Annotated in this window: 15 protein-coding genes; 6 read left to right on the forward strand and 9 right to left on the reverse strand. The window is 58.3% G+C overall.

The window, feature by feature from the left end; translation table 11 throughout:
• Window positions 1–13 precede the first annotated feature (13 nt).
• The 3 genes from gnd to OQ460_RS10980 are packed head-to-tail and all read left to right on the forward strand — an operon-like array spanning window position 14 to window position 3335.
• Complete coding sequence (gene gnd / locus OQ460_RS10970) at window positions 14–994, forward strand: phosphogluconate dehydrogenase (NAD(+)-dependent, decarboxylating) (RefSeq protein WP_410021814.1); 981 nt, start codon at window positions 14–16, stop codon at window positions 992–994.
• Complete coding sequence (zwf, locus tag OQ460_RS10975) at window positions 991–2514, forward strand: glucose-6-phosphate dehydrogenase (RefSeq protein ID WP_410021815.1); 1524 nt, start codon at window positions 991–993, stop codon at window positions 2512–2514. The genes gnd and zwf overlap by 4 nt, the downstream gene beginning before the upstream one ends.
• Window positions 2511–3335: an HAD family hydrolase gene (locus tag OQ460_RS10980; protein ID WP_410021816.1), complete on the forward strand. Its 825-nt coding sequence runs from the start codon at window positions 2511–2513 to the stop codon at window positions 3333–3335. Before zwf ends, OQ460_RS10980 begins: the two co-directional genes overlap by 4 nt.
• A 158-nt stretch (window positions 3336–3493) precedes the next feature.
• Here OQ460_RS10980 and OQ460_RS10985 read toward each other — a convergent pair whose 3' ends face one another.
• Window positions 3494–3754 (reverse strand): hypothetical protein, encoded by a 261-nt coding sequence (locus tag OQ460_RS10985; RefSeq protein WP_410021817.1) that lies wholly within the window; start codon window positions 3752–3754, stop codon window positions 3494–3496.
• A gap of 341 nt (window positions 3755–4095) precedes the next feature.
• Here OQ460_RS10985 and OQ460_RS10990 point away from each other — a divergent pair, with 341 nt between their 5' ends.
• Window positions 4096–5421 carry a sigma-54 dependent transcriptional regulator gene (locus tag OQ460_RS10990; RefSeq protein ID WP_410021818.1) on the forward strand — a complete coding sequence of 442 codons (1326 nt, stop codon included), beginning with the start codon at window positions 4096–4098 and terminating at the stop codon, window positions 5419–5421.
• Between the two features lie 11 nt (window positions 5422–5432).
• Here OQ460_RS10990 and OQ460_RS10995 read toward each other — a convergent pair whose 3' ends face one another.
• The 7 genes from OQ460_RS10995 to OQ460_RS11025 all read right to left on the reverse strand — a co-directional run bounded on the left by OQ460_RS10995 (window position 5433) and on the right by OQ460_RS11025 (window position 11461).
• Complete coding sequence (locus OQ460_RS10995; RefSeq protein ID WP_410021819.1) at window positions 5433–6725, reverse strand: hypothetical protein; 1293 nt, start codon at window positions 6723–6725, stop codon at window positions 5433–5435.
• Between the two features lie 49 nt (window positions 6726–6774).
• On the reverse strand, window positions 6775–7521 hold the full coding sequence (locus OQ460_RS11000) for a hypothetical protein (RefSeq protein WP_410021820.1): 747 nt from the start codon (window positions 7519–7521) through the stop codon (window positions 6775–6777).
• Window positions 7522–7556: 35 nt separating this feature from the next.
• On the reverse strand, window positions 7557–8237 hold the full coding sequence (locus tag OQ460_RS11005) for a C39 family peptidase (protein ID WP_410021821.1): 681 nt from the start codon (window positions 8235–8237) through the stop codon (window positions 7557–7559).
• 61 nt (window positions 8238–8298) lie between these two features.
• Window positions 8299–9048: a hypothetical protein gene (locus OQ460_RS11010; protein ID WP_410021822.1), complete on the reverse strand. Its 750-nt coding sequence runs from the start codon at window positions 9046–9048 to the stop codon at window positions 8299–8301.
• Window positions 9049–9116: 68 nt separating this feature from the next.
• Window positions 9117–9671: an adhesin gene (locus OQ460_RS11015; RefSeq protein WP_410021823.1), complete on the reverse strand. Its 555-nt coding sequence runs from the start codon at window positions 9669–9671 to the stop codon at window positions 9117–9119.
• Window positions 9668–10126, reverse strand: a complete 459-nt coding sequence (locus OQ460_RS11020) for a hypothetical protein (protein ID WP_410021824.1) — start codon at window positions 10124–10126, stop codon at window positions 9668–9670. The genes OQ460_RS11015 and OQ460_RS11020 overlap by 4 nt, the downstream gene beginning before the upstream one ends.
• Before the next feature lie 339 nt (window positions 10127–10465).
• Entirely contained in the window at window positions 10466–11461 is a 996-nt protein-coding gene (locus OQ460_RS11025; RefSeq protein ID WP_410021825.1) for a FecR family protein, read from the reverse strand.
• A 152-nt stretch (window positions 11462–11613) separates the two neighbouring features.
• Between OQ460_RS11025 and OQ460_RS11030 the strand changes: the two genes are divergently transcribed.
• Both OQ460_RS11030 and OQ460_RS11035 read left to right on the forward strand, forming a co-directional pair.
• Window positions 11614–11883, forward strand: a complete 270-nt coding sequence (locus tag OQ460_RS11030; RefSeq protein WP_410021826.1) for a PepSY domain-containing protein — start codon at window positions 11614–11616, stop codon at window positions 11881–11883.
• Window positions 11884–12107: 224 nt separating this feature from the next.
• Window positions 12108–13118, forward strand: coding sequence for an Ldh family oxidoreductase (locus tag OQ460_RS11035; RefSeq protein WP_410021827.1), 1011 nt, complete (start codon window positions 12108–12110; stop codon window positions 13116–13118).
• A 38-nt stretch (window positions 13119–13156) separates the two neighbouring features.
• On the opposite strand, the gene OQ460_RS11040 is transcribed toward OQ460_RS11035, so the two are convergent.
• Complete coding sequence (locus tag OQ460_RS11040) at window positions 13157–13477, reverse strand: DUF883 family protein (RefSeq protein WP_410021828.1); 321 nt, start codon at window positions 13475–13477, stop codon at window positions 13157–13159.
• Window positions 13478–13482: the final 5 nt, after the last annotated feature.

Here is a 13482-nt window from a genome sequence, read left to right on the forward strand (position 1 = left end):
GGAGCATCAACACATGCAACTGGGGATTATCGGACTAGGCCGCATGGGCGGGAATATTGCGCGCCGCTTGATGCTCAATGGGCATACCACTGTGGTTTTTGACCGCAATGAAGCATTCGTCAAAGGTTTGAGTGAAGAGGGTGCCACCGGCGTCGTCGACCTGCCAGCCCTGGTTGCCGGGCTGCAAAAGCCGCGGGCGGTCTGGGTCATGTTGCCGGCGGGCGATCCCACCGAAACCACGATTCAGGAATTAAGCGAACTGATGGAACCCGGCGATGTGATTATCGACGGCGGCAACACTTTCTATAAGGATGACGTACGCCGGGGCAAGGCCCTCGCGGAAAAAGGCCTGCACTATATCGACGTCGGCACATCCGGCGGTGTCTGGGGCCTGGAACGCGGCTATTGCATGATGATTGGTGGTGACGCCGAGACGGTCAAGCATCTGGACCCGATCTTCGCCAGCCTGGCGCCAGGCCTGGGCGATATCCCGCGCACCAAGGACCGTACCGCTACCGATGATCGCGCCGAGCGTGGCTACATTCATGCAGGCCCTGCCGGTTCCGGGCACTTCGTCAAGATGATCCACAACGGCATCGAGTACGGAATGATGCAGGCCTTTGCCGAGGGTTTTGACATCCTCAAGACCAAAAACTCGGAGAATCTGCCGCAAGATCAACGTTTCGACCTGAACGTGGCTGACATCGCCGAAGTATGGCGTCGCGGCAGCGTAGTGTCGTCCTGGCTGCTCGACCTGACGGCCGATGCCCTGGCCACCGATCCGAAGCTCGACGGTTATTCAGGCTCCGTGGCCGACAGCGGCGAAGGGCGCTGGACCATCGAGGCCGCCATGGAGCAATCGGTTCCGGTACCGGTGCTGTCCAACTCGTTGTTTGCGCGTTTCCGCTCGCGTCAGCAAAGCACCTACGGTGACAAGCTGCTCTCAGCCATGCGGTTTGGCTTTGGTGGACACGTGGAGACTTCCAAAAAATGACCGTAAACGGCAGGAAACCCAAGGCCGAACCCACTCCATCGACCACTTTGTTTCTGTTTGGCGCCCATGGCGACCTGGTCAAGCGCCTGCTTATGCCGGCGCTGTATAACCTGAGCCGCGATGGCCTGCTGGGGAATGGCCTGCGCATCGTTGGCGTGGACCATAACGCTATCAGCGATGCCGACTTCGCCAAGAAACTCGAAGAGTTCATCCGCGCGGAGGCTGCCAGCAAGAGCAAAGGCAATGCCCAAAATACCCTGGACCCGCAATTGTGGGCCCAACTGGCCAAGGGCATCAGCTACGTACAGGGCGACTTTCTCGACGACGCGACTTATGCCGATATCGGCAAAAAAATCGCCGCGAGCGGTACCGGCAATGCGGTGTTCTACCTGGCCACCGCGCCACGCTTCTTCAGTGAGGTGGTGCAGCGCCTGGGGCGCGCCAATCTGCTGGACGAAAGCCCTGAGGCCTTCCGCCGTGTGGTGATCGAAAAGCCGTTTGGCTCCGACCTTGCCACCGCCCAGGCCTTGAACGCCTGCCTGCTCAAGGTCATGACGGAAAAGCAGATCTACCGAATCGACCATTACCTGGGCAAGGAAACGGTGCAGAACATTTTGATCAGCCGTTTTTCCAACGTGCTGTTCGAAGCGTTCTGGAACAATCACTACATTGACCACGTACAAATCACCGCCGCCGAAACCGTCGGCGTCGAAACCCGTGGCAGTTTTTTCGAAACAACAGGCACCTTGCGCGACATGGTGCCCAACCACCTGTTCCAATTATTGGCAATGATTGCCATGGAACCGCCAGCTGCCTTTGGCGCCGATGCGGTGCGGGGGGAAAAGGCCAAGGTGATCGGTGCGGTGCGTCCCTGGTCGGTGGAGGATGCGCGGGCCAACTCGGTCCGGGGGCAGTACAGCGCAGGTGAAATTGGCGGGAAATCATTGCCGGGTTACCGTGAAGAAGCCAACGTCGCCCCCGACAGCACTACCGAAACTTTCGTTGCCTTGAAAGTGATGATCGACAACTGGCGCTGGGTTGGCGTGCCGTTCTATCTGCGTACCGGCAAGCGCATGAGCATTCGCGACACGGAAATCATCATTTGTTTCAAGCCCGCGCCCTATGCGCAGTTCCGCGATACGGAGGTGGATGCGCTCAAGCCCACCTACCTGAAGATCCAGATCCAGCCCAACGAAGGCATGTGGTTCGATTTGCTGGCGAAAAAACCCGGGCCGACCCTCGATATGGCCAATATCGAACTGGGGTTTGCCTACAAGGACTTTTTTGAAATGCAACCATCGACCGGCTACGAAACACTGATCTACGACTGCCTGAGCGGCGACCAGACGTTGTTCCAGCGCGCCGATAACATCGAAAACGGCTGGCGTGCAGTGCAACCGTTCCTCGATGCGTGGAAGGAAGACAATGGGATTGAAGCCTATAAGGCTGGCGAAGATGGTCCGGCGGCGGCAGACGCTTTGCTGGCCCGCGATGGTCGTACCTGGCATAGCCTCGGATGAGTGACGAGACGATTCATCCCATCCGTTTTCTGTTGAGTGATATGGACGGTACGTTGCTGCTGCCGGATCACAGCCTCAGCCAGCGCACCATTGACTCGGTGCACGCATTGCGCGAGGCCGGAGTGTTTTTCAGCCTGGCCACCGGGCGTCCCCCCAAAGCCATGCTGCAGCAGATCGAAGCGCTGGGGGTCGATGTGCCTACGGCTGGGTTCAATGGCGGCACTATCGTCAACCCGGACGGCAGCATTCTGGTGGCCCACCATTTACCGATGGACGCGGCGTTGATTGCCCTGGCGTTGTTTTCGGCACATCCCGAGGTTGAAACCTGGGTATTTGCCGGGGGCGACTGGTTGTTGCGTGACCCAACAGGCCCGATGGTTGCACGCGAACAACATGGCTTAGGCTACGCACCTGTCGTGGTCGAAAGTTTCGAGCCATTTCTTGCGTGCATCGACAAGATCGTCGCTGCCAGCCTCAACGCCCAGTTGCTGATCGAGCTGGAGGCGCAATTACAACCAAGGGTCGAAGGGCTCGCTCAGGCTTCCCGTTCACAACCGGTCTATCTGGATGTGACGGCGATGAAAGCCAACAAAGGTGAAGCACTGGCCACCATCGCTGCGCACCTGGGGGTGCCGATGAAACAGACCGCGGCCATTGGTGACGGCGGCAACGACCCGGCAATGTTTCACGTCGCCGGATTATCGATTGCCATGGGGCAGGCTGAAGAAGTGGTCAAGCGTGCAGCCCAGATAGTTACCGGCAGCAATGTCGAGGACGGTGTGGCAGAGGCCATTGAGCGGTTTATCCTGTCGGCTCGATAAGAATGTGCTCATGACTGTGGCGAACGAGTTACATCGTTCGCCACTTTATCGATTCAGGATAAACATGCATCTAGATGCAATGACCACTACCGCGACTTGGTAATCGCTCTTGTCGAACAGTTGATCGATAACGTTGATCATCAAGTAACGGCGAATAGTTACTTGGGCATTGCCCAGGACTGCAACTGATGACCTTCTTTATCAAGTTCGGCACGCACTTCCAGCAACAATCCTTCAAGCTGTGCCGGGTCGCTATAAGTACTGGAGGACAGTTGCTTGCTGCCGATACGGGTGTTGGTGCGGTCGATGACGGAAAGCGACAGGGCGCCGTTACCGTCGTGCCAGGCCACGCACTGAAAGGGCTGAAATGCACGGTCTGCGATCAAAAGAGCTTCGTTGATGCGGAGCGGGGCGTTCATGGGGTCTTCTCTCTAAATGCCCAATCAAATGATGTGCCGTCGGTTGGGCTTACCGTTCGGCTCGTACTTGTACTGATGCACGAAGGCACGGTACGGGTCACATCTTAGAGCAACAATTTTCAAACTTTCGTGATTAACGTCATGTCAGGCGCGCTTTTGAAAGCTGCCTGAAAGATATGGCTGCGGCAATTCAGCGCAAGGGGCGAATAAAAGCCTATTCAAATAACGTGCTTATCGCAAAATGGTACAAGGGGGTCGTCAATATTTTGCTAGGGTTGTAGGCAGTCATTCCAAGCTGTTGTTTCTAAATAATTTTACAATTTTGACGCCAAGGAAGAGTCATGCTTGAGACAACTGCGCCGCGCCGCTTGCTCGTGGTCGAGCCTTGTGATGATTGTCATCGGCTATTACCGAGATTGAGGGCCGCTGGATGGGACGTCTCCAGCGGTGCGCTGGATGCGGTAGGACATGGCATCTGCGACGTGGGCTTGTTGCGCTTGCAACCGTTTCATCTGGAGCGGCCGGAAGCCGTCAAGGAACTGATCAGCCGCAGCGGCACGGAATGGATCGCGGTGTTGAGTCCTGAGGTATTGCGCCTGCAGAATGTTGGTGACTTTGTCTGCGAATGGTTTTTTGACTTTCATACCTTGCCGTTTGATGTGTCGCGCGTGCAAGTGACGCTGGGCAGGGCGTTTGGCATGGCGCGTCTGCGCGGCAAGGTCGCGGCGCAAGTAAACGAGCCGGAGCACGAACTGCTGGGTGACAGCCGGCCGATCCGTGAACTGCGCAAGCTGCTGGCAAAGCTGGCCCCGACCGAATCGCCGATCCTGATTCGCGGTGACAGCGGCACTGGCAAGGAGTTGGTCGCCAAGACCCTGCACCGACAATCTCAACGTCATGCCAAGCCTTTTATCGCAATCAACTGTGGGGCCATTCCCGAGCATTTGATTCAGTCCGAACTCTTCGGGCATGAAAAGGGCGCGTTCACCGGCGCCCATCAACGCAAGGTCGGACGTATCGAAACGGCACATGGCGGCACTTTGTTTCTTGACGAAATTGGCGACCTGCCAATGGAGTTGCAGGCCAACCTGCTGCGCTTTCTCCAGGAAAAACAGATCGAGCGTGTTGGCAGCAGCCAGCCAATACCGGTGGATGTACGGGTGTTGGCTGCGACTCACGTGAACCTGGAGGCGGCTATCGAGAAGGGTTTGTTCCGGGAAGACTTGTATTACCGGCTCAATGTCCTGCAAGTCATGACCGTGCCCCTGCGCGAGCGGCATGGCGACATCGGCATGCTGGCCAATCATTTTTCGCGGGTTTACAGCCAGGAAACCGGGCGTCGGCCTCGCAGCTTCACGGAAGATGCGCTGGACGCCATGGGTAAGCATGGATGGCCAGGTAACGTCCGGGAGCTGGCCAACCGTGTGCGCAGGGGCCTGGTGCTGGCCGAAGGGCGCCAGATCGAAGCCGCCGACCTCGGCTTGCAAACCGAGCAGGCAACCGCACTGCCAATGGCGACACTGGAGGATTATAAGTACCGTGCAGAACGGCAGGCTCTGTGTGATGTACTCCACCGGCACAGCGACAACCTGAGTGTCGCCGCGCGCATGCTTGGGGTTTCCCGGCCGACATTCTACCGGTTACTGCACAAGCACCAGATCCGCTAGGTTTGTTTGCTCTAGAAGTAATACGGGAATTTCAGGCTGAACGTAAAGTCAGGTGCGTCATCGGTCATGCCAATTGCCAGATTGGGGACGATGGTCAGGTTTTCGCTGGCGGAAATGGTCATGCCGACATTGAAGTAGCCAGCGTTGGCGTCGCTGGAAACAATCGATTGCCAGTCGCCGCCATCGGGCTTGAGTCTGCTCTTGCGTTGAATCAGGTCGGACACCGAAAACGACATGCTCATCCGCTCGTTCAAGGCGAAGGCTACGCCGGCGCCTATCTGGAAGCTGTTGCCCAGGCGTACCTTGCCGCCGACTTTCTGGTTGATGTCGCTGCTGATGTCATCAAACGAGCCCTCGAAGTTGTGGGTGTAGGAAATCGAGCCGAACAACACCGCCGGGTCGAACGTCTTGACCAGCGAAATACCTGGCGTAATCGACCATACACCGTTGCCGGTCGGCAGGTTTTCCGGCACATACAGGTTGTCGTTGGCGGTCGAGCGCACCAGCTTGATGCCGAAAGGTTCTTTGCCGGTCGGGGCCTTGACCCGTACCGAGACTACGGCGTCTGGCATGCTTGGCGACTCGTCGAGGAATTTGTAGGCAATCCCGACATTGACATCGCCAAGTGAAGGGTCACGGCTTACCGATTCTTCGGAGGTCGCTTGTGGATCGCCGCCATTGGCGCCGCCTGACTGATAGGTCGACTCGCGGTACACCAGCGGTACGTTGACGTCGAACTGCCAGCGATTATCGAGGTTGTAGCGTCCGGTCAGGTCAAACGTCCAGTTGTCTGCCTTGATACGGTCCAGGTTGATATTGCCCAGGAAAATCGAGTCCAACGCCAGAAAACCATTGAGGGTCAGCTGCCGAGCATCGTAACGGGCATAGGTAATACCTGTTTCAACACTGAACCTGCCACTGCCAAAGAATCCGCTGGCCTCATCGTATAAGTTGCTGACACTTTGCGCCGGGGCTGAGTCATCCTTGAGAGCTTTCCCATAAGAGCTGCCGCCCGCCGCAGCCCCCGGACTGCTGGCAGTTGCTAGCGTGCTCCCGCCTTTTTTGAAGTCGGCTGGCGATTTTGCCAGGCGCCTGGGGGCAGGCGTCGCAGGTTGGTCTTCAACCTGACGTACCCGTTGCTCCAGCACCGCCAAAGCTTTTTGCTGCGCGTCATAGCGCTGCTTCAGGTCCAGCAGTTCCTGCTTGAGGTTTTCGATGTCGGTGCCAGGCGCCGCGTACAACACACTCGCAGGCAAGAGCGCACTTAAGCAGACAACCGCACGGAGCGATAACGAACGATGCATGAAATAGGCCGTCCTTTTCCAAGGCGTAAGTGTCGAGGGGCAACACAGATCAGTAACCAGGGGCGCGCAGGCCTTTGAGTTGATCCAGGTTGCAGTTCAGCGCGGCGTTGTTCAGGGTGTTGCTGCCAAGCACTACGTTGAGCTGTGTCATGTTGTTGACGAAGTTGCCGTTGCCTTGCAAAACCGTGCCCTGCAGCACGTTGCCGCCGCCGATTTGCTGCACTGCGTTGCCCTGGTTGCCGTTGGCCTGGATTGCCATCTGCAGGCCCCCATGGTTAGCCGAAATACTGACCCTGCCGGCAGCACTGTTACCGGCAATGGACCCGCCAGCCACCAGCACCTGCCCCGATTGCATCAGGTTGGCCGGGGCCAGGCCGTTTTCGGTGACGTTGATGCCCACATTGTTGTAGGCCGAGTTGCCATCACCTGCCGCCCGTACGCTTTGCGTGACGCCCTTGCCGCTGCCCAGGCCCGCGCCGCCGATCACCGTGCCGGAGCCGGTGGGGCGACTGGTGCCTGTGCCAGCAGTGCTGGTGGTCTGGACATAGAATTGCGGGGTGACGGTGGAAGCATCGATGTGCATGTTGGCCGCCACCGTGCTGGTATCGCCGGCCGCGTTAGTCCACGTGGTGCTCATGACCAGGCCGAAACTCACAATCCGCCCCGGCATCACGAAGCGCCCGCGAAGCTCAGCCAATTGCGAGTCGTTCATTTCGATCGGCTTGAACGCCGAGGAAGCGTAAGCGGGCAGCGCGGCTGCCAGGCACATGGCCGTCAGCCAACGGAAAGTGTTCATCATCTGCTCCTGAAGCGTCCTGCTCCTTGTTCGCCCTAGAAAAAATCGCTCTGGATGAAACCGAACTCCATCAGTTCCGAGTCGCCCACGGGCTTGAACTCATTCAGGCGGTGCCTGGCGGTCAGCGGGTTTGGCGGATCGAGCAGGGCGTTGTTCTTGTCGTAGCCCTCTCCCAGAACCGCGAATACCACACCATTCCAACCCTTGACGAAATCGTCACGCGTATAGCGTTTGTTACCCAGTACCGGGTCGCCGATATAGACCCAATCTTTATCGGCGCGCTGCATCACCACGAAGTGTTTGTAGCCGCGAATTTCCAGCAAGACCACGACCGGGATTTTCACCGTGGCCAGCGTGTCTGGCCCGATCTTGTAGCCCCTTGCGCGCATGCCGATGCTTTCGAGATAGCGCTTCATGTCCAACATGGAGAAACCCTGGGTGCGCACCAGGTTCTGGTCAGCGTTGATCAACATGCCTTTGATGATGTGTTCTTCGTCGACGTCCAGCCAGTAGGCCTGGCGCAGGACGGTTGCGAGTGCCGCAGCACCACAGCTGAAATCGGTTTTCTGCTCCACCAGGTTGGTGAACCTGTGTTCACGCAGGCTCTGGACCTTCTTGAAGATCACTGCACCACCGGGCATCGCGGCAATCGCCATTTGCCCCGCCCACGAAGGGCTGGCGAGTAACAGCAAGAGTGTGAAGGTCGCAAGGCGCATGATCGAATGACCTGTTGGGCACGGGTATGAAAAAGGGCCTTGTCGCCAAGGCCCCATTGCATCAGAAGCGTACGTTGCTGCCCGCTGCGCAGACGGTGCAGCCGCTGCCCAGGGTGAGGGTATTGCTTTGCTGGTTGCCTTGGCCTGAGGCCACATTGATGCCGATGTTGCCGCTGGCGTTGTTGCCTGAGTTGTTCAGACTGGCGTTGTTGACCACATACTGAGGTTGGCCATAGCCATGCTTGCTGGCCGCGGCATTCAGGAACTCATTGTCCAGCGACACCTGCTCGGTGTTCGAGGCAGCAGCGACGTTGTTGCCGTCAGCCGTCACGATAGCCAGGTTGTTTTTCTGCTGGTTGCCTTGGCCGGCAGCAGCGTTGACCCCGACGTTGCCGGAGCTGTTATTGGCCGAGTTGTTCAGCGAAGCGTTGTTCTGCGCGCCTTTACTGTCGAACTGGTTGTTTTCGCTACCCTGGTAGATGTCGGCTACGGCGAATACCGATGCAGCATCGTCGGCGCTGCTGGTAATTGCCGCAGCGTTATCTTGCTGGTTGCCCGAGCCCGCAGCCACGTTGCCGCCCAGGTTACCGTTGCTGCCGTTCAGCGAGCCGTTGGCCGACGCATTGTTGGTGGTCTGGGTGTCGTCGAATGTGTTGTCTTCGCTGACTTGGGTGTCTGTGACAACGGCAGCCACGGTGCCAGTGACTACAGGGGTTGGTTTCCATTTTTCGGCGGGACCCGCCTGTGCAGCAACAGCCATGAGCGCAGCGAGAGCGAAAACCAGTGGTTTGAGGGCCATTGTAGGTTTCATGGTGTATCTCCTTGCTTCTGATTTGTTGGTTAAGTGTTGGTACGGTCTGACGAACACCTATCAAGGGGTTACTTGATAGTGATGCCCAGGGTGTTAGCCATGCGGTTCCCCACCCCTGCACTCTGATTCACCTGTACCACTCCACGGCTGCCGGTGAAGGCCTGGTCGCTGGTAACGACCTGGCGGCTGCCAGTGGTAGAGGTGGAACCGGAGTTTGGTAACAGCGTCACGTTCTGCTGTGAGAGCGCGCTGTCATCGATGCTTTGCGGGCCAGGGTTGATGCTGATCCGCACGGCATTGATCATCTGGTTGCTGGCTCCGGCCGACTGGTTGACACCCAGCACACCGTTGCCATTGCTGAAAGAGCTGCCCTGGATCGCCGCGTTGGCATTCAGGGAAGGGTCGACCTTGCCGTCGAGTTTCTGGGTGAGTAGACCTCTGGACTGTCCGCTGACGGTGATGGTCCGGCTATTGATCTGTTGTTGCTGATTGCCGGCGGCCTGGTTGACCGAAATCACGCCGGTGTACTGTTGGCCTGAGTGATTGATTACGGCGTCGCTACCGTGATCGGCCACGGCTGGCGAGCAACCCAGCACGGCGAGGACCAGCCATGGGCGTGTCATTGGCCAACCCCCATCATGTTGCCGATGTTATGCAAGGGCGCCATGCCGCGTTCGATCTGGCCGCTGATCTGGCCCCCCAGGTTGCTGCCACTGCCGTGACCGGCGGCCCCGCCGGTGCCCAGGCCGGCCGAGTGGTTGCCCAGGGTGTTGCTTAAAGCAGGGAGATCGCCGTTTGGCAGGATCGCGCGAGTGATACTGGAGCCGCTGCTGACACCTGCAAATTCCTTGTCGCTGAGTTCACCCCCGGTGGCGCGCAGAATCTGCTTGGCGGGGTTGGCATTGGCGGTGGCGGGATAGGGATCAGGAGCGAAGGCCGGGCGTCCCACGTGAAAGCCTTGGACGTTGCGCCCGGTGACGATGACGCCGTCCTGCGCGGAAACAGGAACGCTCACACTGGTGCTGAGTACACAGCTGATCAGCAGTCGGCTCAACAAACCTGAATCGAGAGTTGCCACGGCATCATTCCTTGTTTTAACGCTGACCCTAAACAGCGTTGCCAGGAATAGAGCAGAAGCCGTGCCGCTTTTTAAAAACTCTATTTATTCAAGAATTTGGGAGATACCACCGGACCAATGTTGATTGAGGTGTTTCAAGGGTGAAACACCCGGCGCAAGCCAGCCCCGGTCGGTATGGATGTAGGGGAGTGTCAACGCTGTTTCAGTTGTGAAACACAATCCATGAAAAATCAACTGACCCGATGCAGCAGGCCTGTCGAGGCGAGATGAGTGTTTCAGAATCGGACAGATCGGAAAGGGGGCGAGCAGGCGCAGACCGCACGCCAGGCAGTGCTCGGCTCAGGGCTTGAGGGCTTTGCCCGGTATTGAGTTAAGTACCGTGTTGCCGTTCTGGTTGCGGGTCAGGTAGACCGGCAGGACCTTGGGCAAGGAGGAGACGAGATGGGAGACTTCCTGGACATCGTAGATTCCGCCGATGCGTATGGCGCCCGTTGCAGTATCCGCGAGCATGACTGGTTTGCTCAGGTAGCGGTTGATCAGCGGTAGAGCATCTGCCAGGGCCAGATCGTCAAGAATCAACTTGCCTGTCCGCCATGCCAGCGCCCCGTCTTCGGGAGCGAATGGGGTAACGCGTGGAAGTGCGTTACCGCGGTGGTAGGTGGCTTGCATGCCCGGGGTCAGGCTGAGCCCGCTTTGGCTGGCATTGCCGGTAATGTTCACCGAGCCTTCCAGCAGCATGACCCGCACGCGATCTTCATATTTCCAGACGTTGAACTGGGTGCCCGTGACACGGATCTGGCCCTTGCCAGCGCGCACCACGAACGGGTGTTCAGCGTCATGACTGACATTGAAGAACGCTTCACCTTTTTTCAGGGTGAGCCGTCGTTCGTCCTTATAGTTGCTGTAGACGAGGTCGGTGCCCACGTTCAGTTCTACTTGGCTGCCGTCAGCTAGTTGTACCTTGCGCAAACTGTCTTGCGCGGCGTAATGCTCATACGAACTGGGTACCCAACCCGCTTCCCAACCGATGAATGCTGCCAACGGTATCGCCACCAGTGATATCGCGGTGGCTAATGCGTAGTTGCGCCAGCGTCCGGGGCGGGGGAGAGGGACCGGCGGCGCGACCGCTTCACTACGTGGCAAATGATCAGCCACATCCCAGATCTCCAGCATGGCCGCGTATTCGAAGGCGTGCAGGGGATGAGCGTCGTGCCATTGCTCAAACGCCTGACGCTCGGCAGCCGTGCAATCAAAAGCGTGCAGGCGCATACACCAGTGCGCGGCGGCATCGGTGATAGCGTCATATTCGACTTCTGATAGGGACTGCTCTTTCATTTTCTGTTCCTGATTTCCTACATTCTAACCTTCCAGACAGGGCGCCGAGAACAGCGATAATGGCGTATGAGCATCAATGTGGAACTAATTAGGGGGCAAGACACCCTAAAATTCTGGATCTGAAAGCCATTCTCTACAACGGAGTCATAAAAATGCTGAAGAAAACCCTCGCTGTAATGCTCACCACTGCGGCGCTGTTCGGTGCTGGTGCTGCTCTTGCCGACAAGCCGGGCGCTGGCTGGATCACCATTGAAAAGGCCATCGAGACGGCCAAGACCAAGGCTGGCTATGTTGAGGTCTACCAGGCTGAAGCAGACGACAATGGTTACTGGGAGATCAAGGGCCGCAAATCTGACGGTGTGGTCTACGAGGCTCGAATCGACGGCGCGTCGGGCAATATCCTGCGCGACCAGAAAGACTGATCAACCTCGCCGGGGACCTGCCCAGGCCCCCGCATCGACAAAGCAGAGCGTTCCGGGGCGTCCCGCCATGATGTACGGATCGGCAGAGTAGAGGCGCACTGACGCCTTGCCGGGGGCCAATATCGAGTTAAACGCAGGTTGACAGCGGATACGCAATGGGTTGTTTAATCGACGTCTGAATGTCTATTTTTGTTGCCCCTCCAATCATAAAAACGGAGCTTCAAATGTCCGCGCAGTCTCTCGCCTTCACCGATTTGGTGGCATTGCTGGAACAGGTATTCATCAGGCATGGCACCTCACCAGAGGTGGCGGCCATTCTCGCGCACAACTGTGCAAGTGCCGAACGCGATGGCGCCCACAGCCATGGGGTGTTTCGTATTCCAGGTTATGTGTCGACACTCGATAGCGGCTGGGTTGACGGTGCGGCGCTGCCGGTGGTCGAGGACGTTGCTGCTGGTTTTGTGCGGGTCGATGCAGGCAATGGTTTTGCCCAGCCGGCACTCGCTGCCGCACGTCCATTGCTGGTCGAGAAGGCGCGCAGCGCGGGAATCGCGGTGTTGGCTATTCGTAACTCCCATCACTTCGCGGCGCTATGGCCGGATGTCGAGCCCTTCGCCGATGAAGGGCTGGTAGCCCTCAGCGTCGTCAACAGCATGACGTGCGTGGTACCTCACGGCGCCCACCGCCCCTTGTTCGGCACCAACCCCATCGCCTTTGCTGCTCCGTGCGCCGATGGAATGCCGATTGTGTTTGACCTGGCCACCAGTGCCATCGCCCATGGTGACGTGCAGATTGCCGCACGCAAAGGCGAGCGTGTACCGCCAGGCACCGGCGTCGACAGCCTGGGCCAGCCGACCGAGGACCCCAAGGCCATCCTTGAAGGTGGCGCGCTGTTGCCGTTCGGGGGGCACAAGGGTTCGGCGTTGTCGATGATGGTTGAACTGTTGGCCGCAGCCTTGACCGGCGGTAACTTTTCCTTCGAGTTCGACTGGTCCAATCACCCAGGCGCCAAGACACCCTGGACCGGGCAGTTGCTGATCGTGATTGACCCCGCTAAAAGCGCCGGGCAGGACTTTGCCAAACGCAGCCAGGAACTGGTGCGGCAGATGCATGCCTCAGGGTTGAAACGCTTGCCGGGCGAGCGTCGCCATCGGGCAAGGGCCAAGTCCGAAAAGGAGGGGATCGTTATCGATCGGGAAGAACTGGAGCGGTTGCAGATGCTGGCACACGAATAATCGCAGAAGCGGGCGACCCGCCTCTGCGAAGGCAGCTGTCAGTTGCGACGGCCCAGCAACAGGCCGACCACCAGGCCAAAGCCTGCGCTGATCGCGACCGTCTGCCATGGGTGGCCGCCGATGTAGTGTTCGGTGGCATCCACTACTGGCTTGCTGCGCTCACGTACGCTGGACACCGAATCCAGGGCCTGCTTGAGCTTCAACGCTACCTGCTCACGCAGGGTTTCGCCTTCTTCCCCTATCAGCGACGCGCTGCTTTTTAGCAGTTTGTCGGACTCCTCGATCAGTGCCTGGAGTTCGCTGAACGCCTGATCCTTGATTTGTTCTTCGACAGCTTGTGCGGAAGTTTTACGGGCCATTGAAT

The sequence above is a fragment of the Pseudomonas imrae genome (assembly GCF_046352735.2).
Classification (GTDB): Bacteria; Pseudomonadota; Gammaproteobacteria; order Pseudomonadales; family Pseudomonadaceae; genus Aquipseudomonas; species Aquipseudomonas imrae.